The sequence below is a fragment of the Leclercia sp. J807 genome (assembly GCF_009734465.1).
In the GTDB taxonomy this organism is placed as follows: Bacteria; Pseudomonadota; Gammaproteobacteria; order Enterobacterales; family Enterobacteriaceae; genus Enterobacter.
In genome coordinates, this window is record NZ_CP046446.1 from 3,249,741 (window position 1) to 3,265,668 (window position 15,928).

Below are 15,928 nucleotides of genomic sequence, written 5' to 3' on the forward strand. Positions count from 1 at the left end.
CAATGCTCCTTATTGACGACGCGCCAGCACTTCCGCGTGGTGACGTTTTTCACCGATCATGACCACAATCAGCAGCAGTACCGCCAGCACGCTGCCGCCGATCATCACCATAAAGCCGCCATCCCAGCCGAAGAAGTCAACGGTATAGCCCACAATGGCGCTCGCCGCCACTGAACCGCCCAGGTAGCCGAACAGACCGGTAAAGCCTGCCGCCGTACCTGCCGCTTTTTTCGGTGCCAGTTCCAGGGCATGCAGACCAATCAGCATAACAGGGCCATAAATCAGGAAGCCGATGACGATCATACAGGCCATGTCCACGCCCGGGTTGCCCGGCGGGTTGAGCCAGTAGACGACGGTGGCAATGGTCACGAGGGTCATAAAGAAGACGCCCGTCGCCCCACGGTTGCCCTTAAACACTTTGTCCGACATCCAGCCGCAAATCAGCGTTCCCGGGATCCCGGCGTATTCGTAGAGGAAGTAGGCCCAGGAAGATTTATCCAGCGCAAAGTGCTTCACCTCTTTCAGGTAGGTCGGTGACCAGTCGAGGATGCCGTAACGCAGCAGGTAGACGAACACGTTCGCCACCGCGATGTACCACAGCAGTTTGTTCGGCAACACGTATTTCATGAAGATCTGCTTTGCCGTCAGCTCTTCTTCGTGCTTCTCGCTGTAATCATCCGGATAGTCGTTTTTGTACTCTTCAATCGGCGGCAAACCGCAGGACTGCGGCGTGTCGCGCATCAGCGCAAAGGCGATAATCGCCACCAGGATTGCCCCAAAGGCTGGCATATAGAGCGCGGCGTGCCAGTCGTTGAACCAGGCCATCCCCAGCAGGAACAGCAGCGGTGGAAGCCCGCCGCCCACGTTATGGGCGCAGTTCCATACCGACACAATACCGCCGCGCTCTTTCTGCGACCACCAGTGCACCATGGTGCGTCCGCACGGTGGCCACCCCATCCCCTGGAACCAGCCGCAGAGGAACAGCAGCACGAACATAATGGCAATGCTGGAGGTCGCCCACGGTACAAAGCCCATGAACAGCATGACCGCTGCCGCCAGGATCAGACCGGCGGGCAGGAACACGCGCGGATTCGAGCGATCCGACACTGACCCCATAATGAATTTCGAAAAACCGTAGGCGATAGAGATCCCCGACAGCGCGAAACCGAGATCGCCGCGTGAGAAGCCCTGTTCCACCAGGTACGGCATGGCAAGCGCGAAGTTTTTACGTACCAGGTAGTACGCCGCATAGCCAAAGAAAATCCCCATGAAGATTTGCCAACGCAGACGGCGGTAAAGAGGGTCTATCTCTGCCTCTGGCAGTCGCGCCCGATGTGGCGCAGGTTTAAAGATACTGAGCATAACAGCCTCCGTGGCCTTTCAAAAAATGACCGGACAACGCGCGCCCGGCCTGAGAGGCGGGGATGTTAAGAAATCACGGTAATTGTTACTGTGAATCAACGCACAGATTGTTACAGAAATATGACAGAATGCGCAAAAAAGCGCATGAAATCACGTTTCACTTTCGAATTTTGCTCGTTTGTGTTCGAAATCAAACAAACCACAATTTTTATGTGGCTAAATGAGATAAAACGAACACAGAGGGATGGCAATGGCAATTCACGATCCACGCTATAGCGATGTGATTATCATTGGCGGGGGCGCGACCGGCGCTGGCATCGCCCGCGACTGCGCGCTCAGGGGGCTGAGCGTCACGCTTCTGGAGCGCCATGATATTGCAACGGGTGCCACCGGGCGCAATCATGGCCTGCTGCACAGCGGCGCCCGCTATGCCGTCACCGACGGCGAATCGGCACGTGAATGTATCGCCGAAAACCAGATCCTCCGGCGCATTGCCCGTCACTGCATTGAGCCAACCGACGGTCTGTTTATTACGCTTCCCGAAGACGATCTTGCCTTTCAGTCAACCTTTATTACCGCCTGCCAGGCCGCAGGCATTCAGGCGCAAGCCATTGACCCGGCCCTCGCACGCCGCATCGAACCTTCGGTTAATCCGGCACTGACGGGTGCAGTAAAAGTCCCGGACGGCACCGTGGATCCGTTTCGCCTGACGGCGGCCAACATGCTGGACGCCCGCGAGCATAGCGCGCGGATCCTGACCGGCCATCAGGTCACCGGGCTTATCCGTGAGGGGCATCGCATCAAAGGCGTGCGGGTCCTGGATATGCACTACAACGAACAGAGCGAGCTGTATGCCGCCGTGGTGGTCAACGCGGCGGGGATCTGGGGGCAGCGCATTGCGGAATACGCCGATTTATCTGTGCGCATGTTTCCGGCCAAAGGCTCGCTGTTAATCCTCGACCACCGCATTAATAACCATGTCATCAACCGCTGCCGCAAACCGTCTGATGCCGACATCCTCGTACCGGGCGATACCATTTCGTTAATCGGCACCACCTCCACGCACGTGGACTACAGCGAGATTGATTACAATCGGGTCACCGCAGAAGAGGTGGACATCCTGCTGCGTGAAGGGGAAAAACTGGCGCCGGTGATGGCCCAGACGCGTATTCTGCGCGCCTACGCGGGTGTGCGTCCGCTTGTCGCCAGCGATGACGATCCGAGCGGACGCAACGTCAGCCGCGGCATCGTGCTGCTTGACCATGCCGCGCGCGACGGGCTGGACGGGTTTATCACCATCACCGGCGGTAAATTAATGACCTACCGTCTGATGGCCGAATGGGCGACGGATGTTGTCTGCCGCAAACTGGGCAATACCGCACCGTGCGTGACCGCAGACCAGCCCCTGCCCGGCTCGCGCCAGTCCACCGAGAAAACGCTGCAAAAAATTATCTCCCTGCCCACCCCCCTGCGCGGTTCGGCCGTCTATCGCCATGGCGACAGAACACCGGTTTGGCTCGGCGAAGGACGACTGAGCCGCAGTCTGGTATGCGAATGCGAAGCCGTTACCGCCGGGGAAGTGCAATACGCGGTGGAGAATCTGACGGTGAATAGCCTGCTCGATCTCCGCCGCCGTACCCGCGTCGGGATGGGCACCTGCCAGGGGGAGCTGTGTGCCTGCCGTGCCGCCGGGCTGTTGCAGCGTTTTCATACCACCACCGCCACCCAGTCGCTCGATCAGCTCAGCGATTTTTTAAACGAGCGCTGGAAAGGCATTCAGCCTGTCGCCTGGGGCGATGCCCTGCGTGAAAGCGAATTTACCCGTTGGGTGTACCAGGGGCTTTGCGGTCTGGAGAAGGAGCAACGCGATGAAATTTGACACCGTGATCGTCGGCGGCGGGCTGGCGGGTCTGCTCTGTGGCATCAAACTCACGAAGCAGGGGCTGCGCTGCGCCATTATCACCCGGGGCCAGAGCGCCCTGCACTTCTCGTCGGGCTCGCTGGATCTGCTGGACGAAACTTACCGCGATACGCTGCCGCCGGAGCACCCCTATCATCTGACAGGCGTGCATAATGTTGAGCGCTTTGCGCTGGAAGCCGAAGCGCTGCTGGCTGAGTGTGGCGCCCGAATGCAGGGCAGCGCGCAGCGCAATCACCAGCGGGTGACCCCGCTCGGTACGCTCCGCTCCGCCTGGCTCAGCCCGGAAGAGGTCCCCGTTGCCCGGTTCAGTGGCGAGCGCGTGCGGGTAGTGGGTATTAGCGGTTTTCTGGATTTTCAGCCCCATCTGGCGGCCGCCTCGCTCAGCCGCCAGGGTATCAACGCTGAAACAACAGAGATTGACCTTCCTGAGCTGGATGTTCTGCGCGATAACCCCAGCGAGTTTCGCGCGGTAAATATTGCCCGTTTCCTCGATAACGAAGAGAAATGGCCCCAGCTGCTTGAGGCGCTCAAACCGCTTGCAGAGGGATACGATGCGCTCTTTATGCCCGCCTGTTTTAGCTTACAGGACAACCTTCTGTGGCGCTGGCTCTCCGACCGCCTGCCCTGTTCGCTCGGCCTGCTGCCAACGCTTCCCCCGTCCGTGCCCGGCATTCGCCTGCATACCCAGCTTCAGCGCCAGTTTGTGGCCCAGGGTGGCGTATGGATGGCGGGCGATGAGGTGAAAAAAATCACCCTGACTGACGGCGCGATGAGCGAAATCTGGACCCGCAACCACGACGACATTCCGCTTCGTACGCGTTACGCGGTGCTGGCAAGCGGCAGTTTCTTCAGCAACGGTCTGCTGAGCAGCCGGGACGGCATTCGCGAGGCGATTATGGGGCTGGACGTCCGCCAGAGTGCCTCTCGCGCGGACTGGTATCAAAGCGATTTCTTTGCCTCGCAGCCGTGGCAGCAGTTCGGCGTAATCGTGGATAACCAGCTGCATCCGCAACTTTCAGGAAAGTCAGTACCGAATCTCTACGCCATCGGCTCGCTTTTGGGCGGATACGATCCTATCGCCCAGGGCTGCGGCGGCGGCGTCTGCGCCATAACGGCGCTCTATGTGGCAGAGCAGATTTGCCAGCGCACGGAGGCTGCACAATGAACGACACCCGCTTTGAAAGCTGCATCAAATGCACGGTCTGCACCACCGTCTGCCCGGTCAGCGGCGTTAACCCACGCTATCCGGGGCCGAAACAGGCCGGGCCGGACGGCGAGCGCCTGCGTCTGAAGGACGGCGCGCTGTACGATGACGCGCTGAAATACTGCATCAACTGCAAACGCTGTGAAGTCGCCTGCCCGTCGGATGTGAAAATCGGCGACATCATTCAGCGCGCCCGCGCGCGCTACAGTACGCAAAAACCGTCGCTGCGCGATGCCATTCTCAGCCATACCGACCTGATGGGCAGCGTCTCCACGTCGTTTGCCCCGCTGGTGAATGCCGCGACCTCGCTGAAACCGGTGCGCCAGCTGCTGGATGCGACGCTGAAGATCGACCATCACCGCAGTCTGCCTAAATATTCCCACGGCACCTTCCGCCGCTGGTACAAAACGGTGGAGGCGGAACAGGCGCGGTACGCCGACCAGGTGGCGTTCTTCCATGGCTGCTACGTGAATTACAACCACCCACAGCTGGGCAAAGATCTGCTGAAGGTACTCAACGCCATGGGTACAGGGGTGCAGTTACTGAGCAAGGAGAAATGCTGCGGCGTGCCGCTGATCGCCAACGGGTTTACCGATAAAGCGCGCAGGCAGGCCAGAAGCAACGTCTCGTCGCTGCGCGAGGCCATCGTCGATAAAGGCATTCCGGTGCTGGCCACCTCCTCGACCTGCACCTTCACGCTGCGGGATGAGTATCCGCACCTGCTGGACGTGGACAATACCGGCCTGCGCGAAAAGATTGAGCTGGCAACGCGTTTCCTGTGGCGCAAGCTGGACAGCGGGCAGACGTTACCGCTGAAAAATTTACCCCTGAAAGTGGTCTACCATACGCCGTGCCATATGGAAAAAATGGGCTGGTCACTCTACACGCTGGAACTGTTGCGGTTAATTCCAGGGCTGGCGCTGACGGTGCTGGATTCGCGCTGCTGCGGCATTGCGGGGACGTACGGCTTTAAGCGTGAAAATTACGAAACATCACAGGCGATTGGCGCCCCGCTGTTCCGCCAGATTGAAGAGAGCGGCGCCGATATCGTGGTGACCGACTGCGAAACCTGCAAGTGGCAGATAGAGATGTCCACCCGCAAGCGCTGCGAACATCCCATCACGCTGCTGGCGAAGGCGCTGGGTTAGGTATCGCCGGGGCCGCCGCCCCGGCAAACCGGTCACTCAACGAACAGCGATTCCACCACGTTGATCCAGCCGTGCTCGCTGGCCACAGGCTTGCCGTTCAACCAGCGACGCAGCATGTTCAGCGCCATCATGGCGCAGACTTCCTGACGCACCGCCAGGCTGTAGCGCGCCGCGCTCATCTTAACGCGCAGGGCATGGGTGCCTTCCGGGGTAGCCAGGGCAAAGTTAAGATGATCCTCTTCCACACCCGACACCGCCAGTGCCAGACCGGCAAAGTGTTTTACGCGCCGCTCGGCAACCCAGTGGGCAGTTTGTGCCAGGGTCTCCTCCTGGGACGGCACCACTTCGCTTGCCAGCAGCGGAGCGCTTACCCGCGAGAGCTGTAACGCCAGCAGGCCGCCGGTGAATTGCTCACTCAGGGTCAGGCTCAACTGACGGTCCTGCAGATCGCGGGCGATTTGTGCCGGAAGCCCTTCGGTGCCTTCAAAGATCAGGCTTTCGCCCGCCACGCGCTGCACCTCAGGCCACAAGGCCAGCATCGCGTCTTTTTCCGTGGCCGGGCCGGTGAGCTTTAACTCGATAATCGGCATGGAAGAGCGATACCCCATCGTCACACCTGCCGGTAAGCTCAGGTGATCCAGGCTCTGCGCCAGGTCGCTCTCCGAGCGGCCAAAAGTAGTGAGACGTAAACAGATCGGGGGTTCAGGTAAGGTAAAACGCTGGCGCAGACGCGGCAGGATCTGTTGTTCGACCATCACCTTAAATTCGGACGGGACGCCGGGGGTAAAGAACATCAGGCAGCGATTAAGTTGAATGGCAAAACCACAGGCGGTGCCGACCGGGTTATCCACCAGCTCCGCGCTGACCGGGATTTCCGCTTGCTTGCGGTTGCTGGGAGCCATCACCCTGCCGCGATCGCTGAAGAAACGCTCCATATGGCTGAGCCACTCGGTGTGCAGCACCAGCTCTTCACCTTTTGCCGTGGCGGCGGCCAGCGCGCTCAGGTCATCGCTGGTTGGGCCAAGCCCGCCATTCACAATCAGGACATCCGCATGTTCGCTGCGCTCGCGCAAAATATTGACCAGTGCGTCCAGCGAATCGCCCACCGTATTACGGCGCGTTAACGGTAATCCCTGTTCAAAGAAAATATCAGCCAGCCAGGCCGCATTGGTATCGGTAATTTGTCCATGCAGCACTTCATCGCCAGTGGACAGCATCTCCACGTTTATCATTGTGTTCTCCCGCTTAGGTGGTGAAAACACTATAACGCAATCGGCGGAGGGAGAAAGAGAAACAGGCGCGGCAGGAGGCCGCGCCGGGGGATCAGAAGCCTGCGCTCACGCCCACGTACGGGCCATCAGCAAGGGCGTTGTCGCGGTTGCCCTCTTTGCCCGCCAGGTTCAGGTAGCGATAACCCGCTTCGATGGTAATCGGACGCATAATGGTCCAGCGCGCACCAGCATTCGCCTCTTCATAGCTGTCGATGCCGCTGGAGAGGGAGTCCGGAGAGTAGTAGTACTCGCCGAACAGACCAAAGCTGTCGCCAATTTTCCACTGCAGTCCGCCGCCCACTGCCGCCGCGTAACCTTCGTCACCGTCGTTCGGGTTGGTGTAAATGCCTTTACCGCCGACGGTCGCCAGGAATGGACCAAGCGGAACGTTAAAACCGAGGCCCAGGCTTGCCGCATCGCCATCGTCGTCGTTATGCGTCCAGCCGCCGGTCATCGCCAGGCCTGCGCTATCCGTGCCAAGACCAAAGCCCAGGTGGGTATAGTCCTCGCCCGCCGAGCCGTTGAAGGAAATAGCGTTGGCCGCTGCCGATACACACATCAGGCCTAAGCCCAGTAATGCCACTTTTTTCATTGTCGTGATCCCGCACAATTTTATAGAAAGCCCCAAAGCGCGTGATTTTAACGTGCGTGGGCCAGCGATCAACGACGACGTGATGTAATAAAAAATTAGATTGTAACGAGTTGATACTTACAGGTTTTAACAATGTTAAAGCCAGGGAAACAGGTTACACCCGGTAACATTGCGCTCGATCAATAATCACCCACCCTAATTTACTTAGATTAATCTGCGCTCAAAACGGAATTACCCACCAATACTGATAAAGAAGGAAGACAATATGAGCAAAAAAGGTTTAACCACGGCATCCGGTTGCCCCGTTTCCCATAACAATAATGTCGCCACGGCGGGTCCACGCGGGCCGATGCTGCTGCAGGATGTCTGGTTCCTGGAAAAACTGGCCCATTTCGACAGGGAAGTGATCCCGGAACGTCGCATGCACGCTAAAGGCTCAGGCGCATACGGCACCTTTACCGTCACCCAGGACATCACCGCTTTTTCCCGCGCGAAGCTGTTCTCCACCGTCGGTAAAAAAACCGATCTTTTTGTCCGCTTCTCCACTGTGGCTGGCGAACGTGGCGCTGCGGATGCGGAACGTGATATCCGCGGTTTCTCGATCAAGTTTTACACCGAGGAAGGCAACTGGGATCTGGTCGGGAATAACACGCCGATTTTCTACCTGCGGGATCCGCTGAAGTTCCCGGATCTTAATCACGTCGTGAAACGCGATCCGCGTACCAACCTGCGTAACCCGACTTACAAATGGGATTTCTTCTCCCAGCTGCCGGAAACGCTGCACCAGCTGACCATTGATTTCAGCGATCGCGGCCTGCCGCGCTCCTATCGCACCATGCACGGTTTCGGCAGCCACGCATTCAGCTTTATTAACCATAACAACGAACGCTTCTGGGTGAAATTCCACCTCAAGTCGCAGCAGGGTATTGAGAACCTGCAGGATGATGAAGCCAAACGCCTGGTCGCGGAAGATCGCGAGAGCTCGCAGCGTGATTTGTTCACCGCTATCGAAAAAGGGGACTTTCCGCGCTGGACCTTTTATGTGCAGATCATGCCGGAAAGCGATGCCGCGAAGGTGCCTTACAACCCGTTCGATCTGACCAAGGTCTGGCCGCACGGCGACTATCCGCTGATGGAAGTGGGTGTGCTGGAGCTGAACCGTAACCCGGATAACTACTTTGCGGAAGTTGAGCAAGTGGCGATGTCGCCTGCTAACGTGGTGCCGGGGATTGGCTTCTCACCGGATCGTATGTTGCAGGGGCGCCTCTTCTCCTACGGTGATGCACACCGCTACCGCTTAGGCGTCAACCACCATCAAATTCCGGTTAACGCCCCGCGCTGCCCGTTCCACAACTATCATCGTGACGGTGCCATGCGTGTGGACGGCAACAGCGGCAACGGCGCCACCTATGAGCCAAACAGCTTTGGCGTCTTCCAGGAACAGCCTGACTTCAGTGAACCGCCATTGTCCCTTGAAGGTGCCGCTGATCACTGGAACCATCGGGAAGATACCGACTACTTCAGCCAGCCGCGCAAGCTATTTGAACTCCTGAGCCCGGAAGAGCATCAGCGTATGTTTGACCGCATCGCCGGGGATATGAAGGATGTGCCGGCGTTCATTCAGGCGCGTCAGATTGCCCTTTTCAGCGAAGTCCATCCGCACTATGGCGCGGGTGTCCAGGCTGCGCTGATGCGTCTGGCGGAAGAGAAGTAAAAAACTAACGGGAGCCCAGGCTCCCGTTTTTCGAATAATTAATGTCTGGCCTGCTCGACAATCTCGGGTGCCAGCCCGGTGAGTTGGGTGACCATCTCAGGCTGCAGGCCCTTTTCCAGCATGGTCTTCGCGATACGAAGCGCTTCCTGTTCAACGCCCTCCGCTCTGCCCTGACTTAATCCCTGAGCCATGCCCTCTTCCCGGAGATATTGCGCAATATTCATTAATGTCTCCTTATGCTGATGATCCTTCGTCCTGTGTGCTAATGCCTGCAAAAACGCTGCGGGATCGGCGGTATGACCGGCCTGAAGAAGATAGTTCAGCAACGTTTTTAGCTGGGCGTTGCCAGTGTATCCCAGCGCCAGGATCCTGACCAGATGCTCATGAAGTTCCAGCATGTCCCGTTGCCGGACATGCTTTTGCAGCAGTTCCAGCATCGCAATCCGGCGGTGCTGCATGATGCTTTCGTCCGGCAGACAGGTGATGTCAACCAGGGGAAAGGGGCCGGTATAAAGAGATTCGGCCTGTTCAGGCATCAGAAAGCCATCGAGCCAGCGCAACGACCCTGGATAAGGTGAGATCCGACCATGATAAAACAGCAGCGGGATCACCAGCGGCAGCTCGCGGTGGCCTTTGTCGAGATGTCGCTGCATGGCGGCAATCGCGTAGCGCATCAGGCGAAAGGCCATGTGCCGATCCGGGGAGCTTTGATGCTCGATCAGCACATAAATATACCCCTCGCCGTTAGAAGTATTAACGGACCAGAGGAGATCGGCATGGCTTTGGCGAAGATCCTCTTCGACAAAGCTGCCAGACTCCAGCCGCAATGATGATAAATCACAGAGTGCGCGTAATTGTTCAGGCAAGTGGATCGTTAAAAAATCACGTGCCGTCTCCGGCTGCGACAGAATATGACGAAACACCGCGTCATGCGGGTTGGGTGTTGATGGGCTGTGCATATTTTCCCTTGCGCCAGTTCCTTTTGCCGGAAAATAGCACAGCGCCTGCTGCAGGTAAGATTGTTGACCTCCTTTCCCGAGCAGGCTCGCAAATCAGCCTCTTAACGACTGGTGAACCCACTGTTGCAGGGCGCGACGGGAGATCTTAATCCCGCCATTTTTCAACTCTGCCGGGAGCACCAGCCAGTGCACTGGCTGCTGAAAGCGCGCCAGTTTGTCGCTGAGCCAGTGCGGAAGCTGTTTGATATCCGCTCCCGCCTCGCATTCGACCACCGCCACCGGCCGCTGGCCAAACTCGTCATCATCCAGGGGAACCACATACACCTGGCTCACCTGCGGATGGGTCACGATCACCCGCTCCAGCTCTTCCGGCTGGATCCCTTCCCCGCCGCTGAAAAAAAGGTTATCCATGCGACCAAGGATCGACAGGCGTCCGTCAACCATTTCACCGCGATCGCGGGTAGCGAACCAACCCTGCGCGTTGGTAATACTGACCAGCTTGCCGTCACGCCAGTAGCCGCTGGCCATGCTGGGGGCCTTCAGCCACACTTCGCCCTCCACCAGCTTCACTTCCCGGCCCGGCAGGGGGTAGCCGACATCCGCCCGGCCATCCGCCTCTTTGGCACACACCGTGGAAGCAAACTCCGTCAGGCCGTAGCCGCACCAGCTGCGAATGCCCCGGCTTGCGGCTCGCTGGGTTAATTCAACGGGGATCGCCGCGCCGCCCAGCAGCACAGCTCTGAGCGCAACATCCTCGCCGGTATTGAGCAAACGCCAGAGCTGGGTAGGCACCAGCGAGGCGTGGGTGCAGCCCTGCAGCATCTGCTCCAGAGGCTGTTTTTCACAGACGGTGAGCCGGGCACCGGCTAGTAGCCAGCGCCAGAGGATCCCCTGTCCGGAAACGTGAAACAGCGGCAGGGAGAGCAGCCAGTCGTCCTCGCCGGTATAGGGCAGAAGCGACAGTACCCCTTCGGCACTGGCAAGGTGGGCAGCACAGGTATGCACCGCCGCTTTCGGCAGCCCGGTCGAGCCTGAGGTTAAGGTCATCGTCGCCAGCCGTTCTGGTTGCCACAGGGCGCCTGCGGTTCCCTGCTGCGGGGCAAGCGTCAGATCAGAAAGGCCGGCATAACCGCCATCACCGTTGAGTACCAGCGCAAAGCGCAGCGTCAGGGGCGGAAGCAGGATCTCTAGCACGGAACGCGGCAGTTGCGGGTTCACCGGCAGGATGCGTGCCCCGCACTGCAATAGCGCCAGCCAGGCCAGCAGCGTGTCGGGATGATTGTGCGCCTGCAGCATTACCCCATCACCTTCGCGCACCCCTTGCTGCACAAAACCGCTCGCCAGCGTATCGGTACGCTGGCAGAGCTCGCGCCAGCTCAGGCTCTCACCGTTAAGCCGCAGCGCCGGTTGGTCAGCCTTGTACGCGCACCAGTGCCGCCATGGCCAGTCAGAAAAAGTCATAGCAGCGGCTCCAGCGCCTCACGGCCCAGACATGGCAAGGTGCTGCCCGGCCAGGATCGCAGCAGCTGCGCCTGCATCAGGCTCAGGGTGTCCAGCCCGGGTACCGTATCCGGGGTGTACTGCGCGGCAATACGCGCCAGTTGGGTCAGACCGAGGCTCGACTCAATGGACGAGCTGATGACCGCCGTCAGCCCCAGGGCATGGGCCGCTTTTACCTGCTCATGCACTTTCATCAGGCAGCCGGTGAGCGTGGGTTTTATGACCACCGCTCTGACTCCCGGCTCGGCAACGAATATAAAATCGTCCTCGCGCAGGCTTTCATCCCAGGCAATGGCGATCCCTGTCTCGCGGGCGAAGGCCAGCGAGTCCGCGCGGGTTTTACAGGGCTCTTCCAGAAAGGCAATGCGATCGCGCCAGGCCGGATTGACATACTTCGCGAACTGCTGTGCCTTCAGCGGCGTCCAGGCGCGGTTAGCATCCAGACGCAGGCGCAGATCCGGGATGGCTTCCAGCAGCAGGTTCGCCACCATCCCGTCGCGCACCGCTTCATACAGACCCACCTTGATTTTCGCCACTTTTTCGCCCGGCATCGCCGCCAGTGCAGCAAACAGCTCATCGGGATCGCCGGTGCAGAGCGGTGCGGCGCGATAGTCCGCCTGTTCCGGCAGGCTGCCGTCCAGTTCCGCCAGCGCACAGCTGATGCCAAAGTCTACCGAAGGCAAACCTGGCAACAGCGGCGCCTCGCCGTTGCGCCACGCGCCAGACCATGCCCGCACTGCCGTTTCGGCTTCCTCCAGCGTTTCACGGCTGAAGCCCGGTAAGGGGGCGATCTCTCCCCACCCTTCCCGACCATCCTGCTGCAGATGAATAAACAGACCGTCGCGGGTTTTTAACCGCCGCTCGCGCAGTACCACACCCGCATCCATCGGTATCTGCCAGCGGTAGATCTGCACGCTGCGCATTACGGATTCCGTTTATATTTGCTGAAGTCCGGCTGGCGCTTCTCGTTGAAGGCGTTACGTCCTTCCTGGCCCTCTTCGGTCATGTAGAAGAGCATAGTGGCATTGCCTGCCAGCTCCTGCAGCCCCGCCTGACCGTCGCAGTCGGCGTTCAGGGCCGCCTTCAGGCAGCGCAGCGCCATCGGGCTGTTCTGCAGCATTTCACGACACCAGCGAACGGTCTCTTTTTCGAGGTCGGCAATCGGCACCACGGTGTTCACCAGGCCCATGTCCAGCGCTTCCTGAGCGTTGTACTGACGGCAGAGGAACCAGATCTCACGGGCTTTTTTCTGTCCGACAATGCGCGCCATATAAGAGGCACCCCAGCCGCCGTCGAAGGAACCGACTTTTGGTCCGGTCTGGCCGAAGATGGCGTTCTCCGCGGCAATGGTCAGGTCACACATCATATGCAGCACGTGACCACCGCCAATAGAGAAGCCCGCCACCATTGCGACAACCGGTTTCGGGCAGGTGCGGATCTGACGCTGGAAGTCGAGCACGTTCAGGTGGTGAACACCGGAGTCATCCTGATATCCGCCGTAGTCGCCGCGCACTTTCTGGTCGCCCCCGGCGCAGAACGCTTTTTCGCCTTCGCCGGTCAGAACGATAACGCCGATGTTGTCGTCGTAACGGGCATCCGCCAGGGCCTGAATCATCTCTTTGACGGTTAACGGGCGAAACGCGTTACGCACCTCTGGACGGTTAATGGTGATTTTGGCGATGCCGTCAGTGGACTTGTGATAGCGAATGTCGGTATAGCCTTCGGAGCAGTCCAGCCATTCCACCGGTGCATAGAGCATGTTTTCATCAGGGTAGATCATAGAGTGTCCTTAATTGAAAGACGGAGTATCTGGGCCAGACGCTCAGCCACCGCAGCGGGGTTTTCCCGATGGGCGTTATGTCCGGCGTGAGGAATTTCATGGCGGGTGGCGGTAAGCTGCCGGGCAATATCCCGAAACTTAGGATCCTGCTCGCCATAGAGATAGAAAAAAGGAAGTGCGCACGAGGCGAGCTCAGGGCGTAAATCGGCTTGTTCGGCAAGCGACGTCGCCTGGAGCATGGCGGCCAGAGCTGGACCATTATTCTGGCTACGCAGGGCGACAAGCTGTTCGCGCTGCGCGGGGGTTAGCGAGGCAAATACCGGCTGCTGATACCAGTCGGCAAACACCGACGCCAGAGGTTCATGGCGCAAGCGTGCCGCCCACTGCGCATCGGAGGCGCGACGGCTCGTCCGCGCGTCTTCATCGCTCAACCCCGGATGCGCCCCCTCCACAATCAGCCCCTGTAGCCCCCCGGGCCGCTGGCAGGCGTGATACATTGCAATGCGGCCGCCGAGGGAGTACCCCACCAGCCAGTAATTTAGTATGTTGTAACTAAGTACAGTGCGATTCAGCAGATGGCTCATCTCACTGAAATTGCTCACCGCAATGTGCGCCGATTCGCCGTGTCCCGGCAGATCGAGATACAGCCGGGAATAATCGCTCAGGCGCTCCCCTGACACCTGCCATTCGCGGCAATCGCCGGAAAAACCGTGCAGGAAAACCAGCCAGGGTTTATCCGGCTGACCTTTACGCTGGGTTCCCGCGAGGATCATAGATGGCTTACCTGCGCCAGCAGGTTTTGCAGCATCTGCGCCCCGTCGCTGTCATTTACCACCACCTCGATTAGCGTGGCGCCGGGTTTGCTCCACGCCGTGTTAAGCGCACTCTCCAGCTCCGCCCAGTTTTCCGGGCGCTGATACTTGAGGCTGAACATCGCCGCCGCATGTTCAAACTGCACGTTCTGCGGCATCAGATAAAAGCGTTCCCGTTCGCTCTGCGGCGTCGGCAGCAGGGAGAAAATCTGGCCGCCGTTGTTGTTGATCACCATCAGCACAAAGGGCGCCGAAGCCTGACGAAGCAGCGCCAGCGCGTTCAGATCGTAGAGCGCCGAGAGATCGCCGACGATCGCCAGCGTCGAACGGGCATTCGCGCGCTGAACCCCTGCTGCGGTTGAAATCAGCCCATCGATACCGCTGGCGCCACGGTTACTGTATACCGGGTAGCCCGCTGGCAGACGGGAGAAGGCGTCAATCAGACGTACTACCAGGCTGTTGCCCACAAACAACTGCCCCTGTTCGGGCAGATAGCGATGGATACGGTGGGCCAGCTGCGCTTCACCGAATACGTCGCTGTGTTGCGCCGTCAGTTCCCAAGCCTGGCGAGAGAGTTCAGGAATGTCGGTTGCCCAGGGGGCGCGTTTTTCCGCCGGATGCAGCTCCAGCCACTCGGCCACGCTGGATACCAGCCGACGGCCACGATGGTGCGCGGGATCCAGCCGCCCTTCCCGCGGATCCACCAGCCAGTACTCTTCCGGCCTGCAGGTGGCCTGCCACTGTAGAAGACGTTTACCCGTCAGGCTGCCGCCAAGCTGGACCACAATCTGTGCCTGCTCCAGTTCGGTCACGGCTCTGGCGTTGCCGAGCCAGAGATCCGCGCACGGCAGCGGCTGGCCGGTCTGGGAGAGCACGTCGCCAATCAGCGGCCAGCCAAGCCGTTGCGCCCACTGCGCTACCTGCTTGCCTTCCTCGGCACTCATCCTGCCCGCGATGACCACACCGCGTTTCTGCCGCCAGAAGAACCAGTCGCGCTGTTGCGGGCTAGAAAGCGCCGCCGGGGCGCGCAGCCAGGGCTTATCGCTCTGCCACCAGTCGCCCAGCGCCTGCTGCCACTCAAGATCGGTATCATCCATTTCGCCATACAGCGGCTCGGCAAACGGACAGTTGATGTGCAGCGCCCCGACACGCAGCCCGCCCAGAGCGTTATCTACCGTCGAAACCAGCCAGCGGGCGGGAATATCGCGGGTCGGACGCGGCAGCGACAGGGTTTCTGTCGGATGGGAGGCAAAAATCCCCGACTGGCGAATGGCCTGATTGGCGCCGCAGTCGATCAGCTCCGGAGGACGATCCGCCGTCAGCAGCACCAGTTTTTCACCGGTCAGCCCGGCTTCGATCAGCGCCGGATAGAGGTTAGCCACCGCCGTGCCGGAGGTGACAATCACCGCTACCGGCTCATGGCTGGCTTTGGCCAGCCCCAGCGCCAGATGGCCGAGACCGCGCTCATCAAAATGGGTGTGATGAATAAAGGCGCGGTTTTCGGCGGCGGCCAGGGTCAACGGCGTCGAGCGCGAGCCGGGCGCAATGCAAACATGCCTGACGCCATGGCGGGTCAGGGCTTCGAGGATCACCGCCGCCCAGCGCCGGTTAAAGGAACTCACTGACATGGAATTGTCCGGTATCAATATTGCGACGTAGTATAAA

Annotated in this window: 13 protein-coding genes; 4 read left to right on the forward strand and 9 right to left on the reverse strand. The window is 59.6% G+C overall.

Annotation, left to right across the window (positions count from 1 at the left end):
* Positions 1-9: 9 nt before the first annotated feature.
* Positions 10-1,362: a glycerol-3-phosphate transporter gene (gene glpT, locus GNG26_RS15505; RefSeq protein WP_103825121.1), complete on the reverse strand. Its 1,353-nt coding sequence runs from the start codon at positions 1,360-1,362 to the stop codon at positions 10-12.
* A 250-nt stretch (positions 1,363-1,612) separates the two neighbouring features.
* Between glpT and glpA the strand changes: the two genes are divergently transcribed.
* From glpA to glpC, 3 genes are read left to right on the forward strand one after another with little or no spacing between them, the layout of a single operon-like run.
* Complete coding sequence (gene glpA / locus GNG26_RS15510; protein WP_156239417.1) at positions 1,613-3,241, forward strand: anaerobic glycerol-3-phosphate dehydrogenase subunit A; 1,629 nt, start codon at positions 1,613-1,615, stop codon at positions 3,239-3,241.
* Complete coding sequence (glpB, locus tag GNG26_RS15515; protein ID WP_156239418.1) at positions 3,231-4,448, forward strand: glycerol-3-phosphate dehydrogenase subunit GlpB; 1,218 nt, start codon at positions 3,231-3,233, stop codon at positions 4,446-4,448. Before glpA ends, glpB begins: the two co-directional genes overlap by 11 nt.
* Positions 4,445-5,635: an anaerobic glycerol-3-phosphate dehydrogenase subunit GlpC gene (glpC, locus tag GNG26_RS15520; RefSeq protein ID WP_156239419.1), complete on the forward strand. Its 1,191-nt coding sequence runs from the start codon at positions 4,445-4,447 to the stop codon at positions 5,633-5,635. Before glpB ends, glpC begins: the two co-directional genes overlap by 4 nt.
* A 32-nt stretch (positions 5,636-5,667) precedes the next feature.
* On the opposite strand, the gene GNG26_RS15525 is transcribed toward glpC, so the two are convergent.
* Entirely contained in the window at positions 5,668-6,867 is a 1,200-nt protein-coding gene (locus GNG26_RS15525; protein WP_156239420.1) for a nicotinamide mononucleotide deamidase-related protein YfaY, read from the reverse strand.
* Positions 6,868-6,958: 91 nt separating this feature from the next.
* Positions 6,959-7,498 (reverse strand): YfaZ family outer membrane protein, encoded by a 540-nt coding sequence (locus GNG26_RS15530; RefSeq protein WP_103825126.1) that lies wholly within the window; start codon positions 7,496-7,498, stop codon positions 6,959-6,961.
* Between the two features lie 265 nt (positions 7,499-7,763).
* Between GNG26_RS15530 and GNG26_RS15535 the strand changes: the two genes are divergently transcribed.
* Positions 7,764-9,212: a catalase gene (locus tag GNG26_RS15535; RefSeq protein ID WP_156239421.1), complete on the forward strand. Its 1,449-nt coding sequence runs from the start codon at positions 7,764-7,766 to the stop codon at positions 9,210-9,212.
* Between the two features lie 38 nt (positions 9,213-9,250).
* Here the strand turns inward: GNG26_RS15535 and GNG26_RS15540 are convergent, their stop codons facing one another.
* The 6 genes from GNG26_RS15540 to menD form a co-directional block, all read right to left on the reverse strand.
* Positions 9,251-10,171, reverse strand: a complete 921-nt coding sequence (locus tag GNG26_RS15540) for an Rpn family recombination-promoting nuclease/putative transposase (protein WP_156239422.1) — start codon at positions 10,169-10,171, stop codon at positions 9,251-9,253.
* A gap of 93 nt (positions 10,172-10,264) precedes the next feature.
* The gene (gene menE / locus GNG26_RS15545; protein WP_156239423.1) at positions 10,265-11,632 is read right to left on the reverse strand and encodes an o-succinylbenzoate--CoA ligase; all 1,368 of its coding nucleotides are present in this window, start codon (positions 11,630-11,632) and stop codon (positions 10,265-10,267) included.
* The gene (menC, locus tag GNG26_RS15550) at positions 11,629-12,594 is read right to left on the reverse strand and encodes an o-succinylbenzoate synthase (RefSeq protein WP_156239424.1); all 966 of its coding nucleotides are present in this window, start codon (positions 12,592-12,594) and stop codon (positions 11,629-11,631) included. The genes menE and menC overlap by 4 nt, the downstream gene beginning before the upstream one ends.
* Positions 12,594-13,451: a 1,4-dihydroxy-2-naphthoyl-CoA synthase gene (gene menB / locus GNG26_RS15555; RefSeq protein ID WP_103825131.1), complete on the reverse strand. Its 858-nt coding sequence runs from the start codon at positions 13,449-13,451 to the stop codon at positions 12,594-12,596. Before menB ends, menC begins: the two co-directional genes overlap by 1 nt.
* Positions 13,448-14,224: a 2-succinyl-6-hydroxy-2,4-cyclohexadiene-1-carboxylate synthase gene (gene menH, locus GNG26_RS15560; RefSeq protein ID WP_156239425.1), complete on the reverse strand. Its 777-nt coding sequence runs from the start codon at positions 14,222-14,224 to the stop codon at positions 13,448-13,450. Before menH ends, menB begins: the two co-directional genes overlap by 4 nt.
* A complete protein-coding gene (gene menD, locus GNG26_RS15565; RefSeq protein WP_156239426.1) occupies positions 14,221-15,891 on the reverse strand; it encodes a 2-succinyl-5-enolpyruvyl-6-hydroxy-3-cyclohexene-1-carboxylic-acid synthase in 1,671 nt (556 codons plus the stop codon). The genes menH and menD overlap by 4 nt, the downstream gene beginning before the upstream one ends.
* Positions 15,892-15,928 lie beyond the last annotated feature (37 nt).

Coding starts and splice junctions, on each gene's coding strand:
- glpT (WP_103825121.1), bottom strand. CDS start 1,362: ATGCTCAGTATCTTTAAACCTGCGCCACATCGGGCGCGACTGCCAGAG.
- glpA (WP_156239417.1), top strand. CDS start 1,613: ATGGCAATTCACGATCCACGCTATAGCGATGTGATTATCATTGGCGGG.
- glpB (WP_156239418.1), top strand. CDS start 3,231: ATGAAATTTGACACCGTGATCGTCGGCGGCGGGCTGGCGGGTCTGCTC.
- glpC (WP_156239419.1), top strand. CDS start 4,445: ATGAACGACACCCGCTTTGAAAGCTGCATCAAATGCACGGTCTGCACC.
- GNG26_RS15525 (WP_156239420.1), bottom strand. CDS start 6,867: ATGATAAACGTGGAGATGCTGTCCACTGGCGATGAAGTGCTGCATGGA.
- GNG26_RS15530 (WP_103825126.1), bottom strand. CDS start 7,498: ATGAAAAAAGTGGCATTACTGGGCTTAGGCCTGATGTGTGTATCGGCA.
- GNG26_RS15535 (WP_156239421.1), top strand. CDS start 7,764: ATGAGCAAAAAAGGTTTAACCACGGCATCCGGTTGCCCCGTTTCCCAT.
- GNG26_RS15540 (WP_156239422.1), bottom strand. CDS start 10,171: ATGCACAGCCCATCAACACCCAACCCGCATGACGCGGTGTTTCGTCAT.
- menE (WP_156239423.1), bottom strand. CDS start 11,632: ATGACTTTTTCTGACTGGCCATGGCGGCACTGGTGCGCGTACAAGGCT.
- menC (WP_156239424.1), bottom strand. CDS start 12,594: ATGCGCAGCGTGCAGATCTACCGCTGGCAGATACCGATGGATGCGGGT.
- menB (WP_103825131.1), bottom strand. CDS start 13,451: ATGATCTACCCTGATGAAAACATGCTCTATGCACCGGTGGAATGGCTG.
- menH (WP_156239425.1), bottom strand. CDS start 14,224: ATGATCCTCGCGGGAACCCAGCGTAAAGGTCAGCCGGATAAACCCTGG.
- menD (WP_156239426.1), bottom strand. CDS start 15,891: ATGTCAGTGAGTTCCTTTAACCGGCGCTGGGCGGCGGTGATCCTCGAA.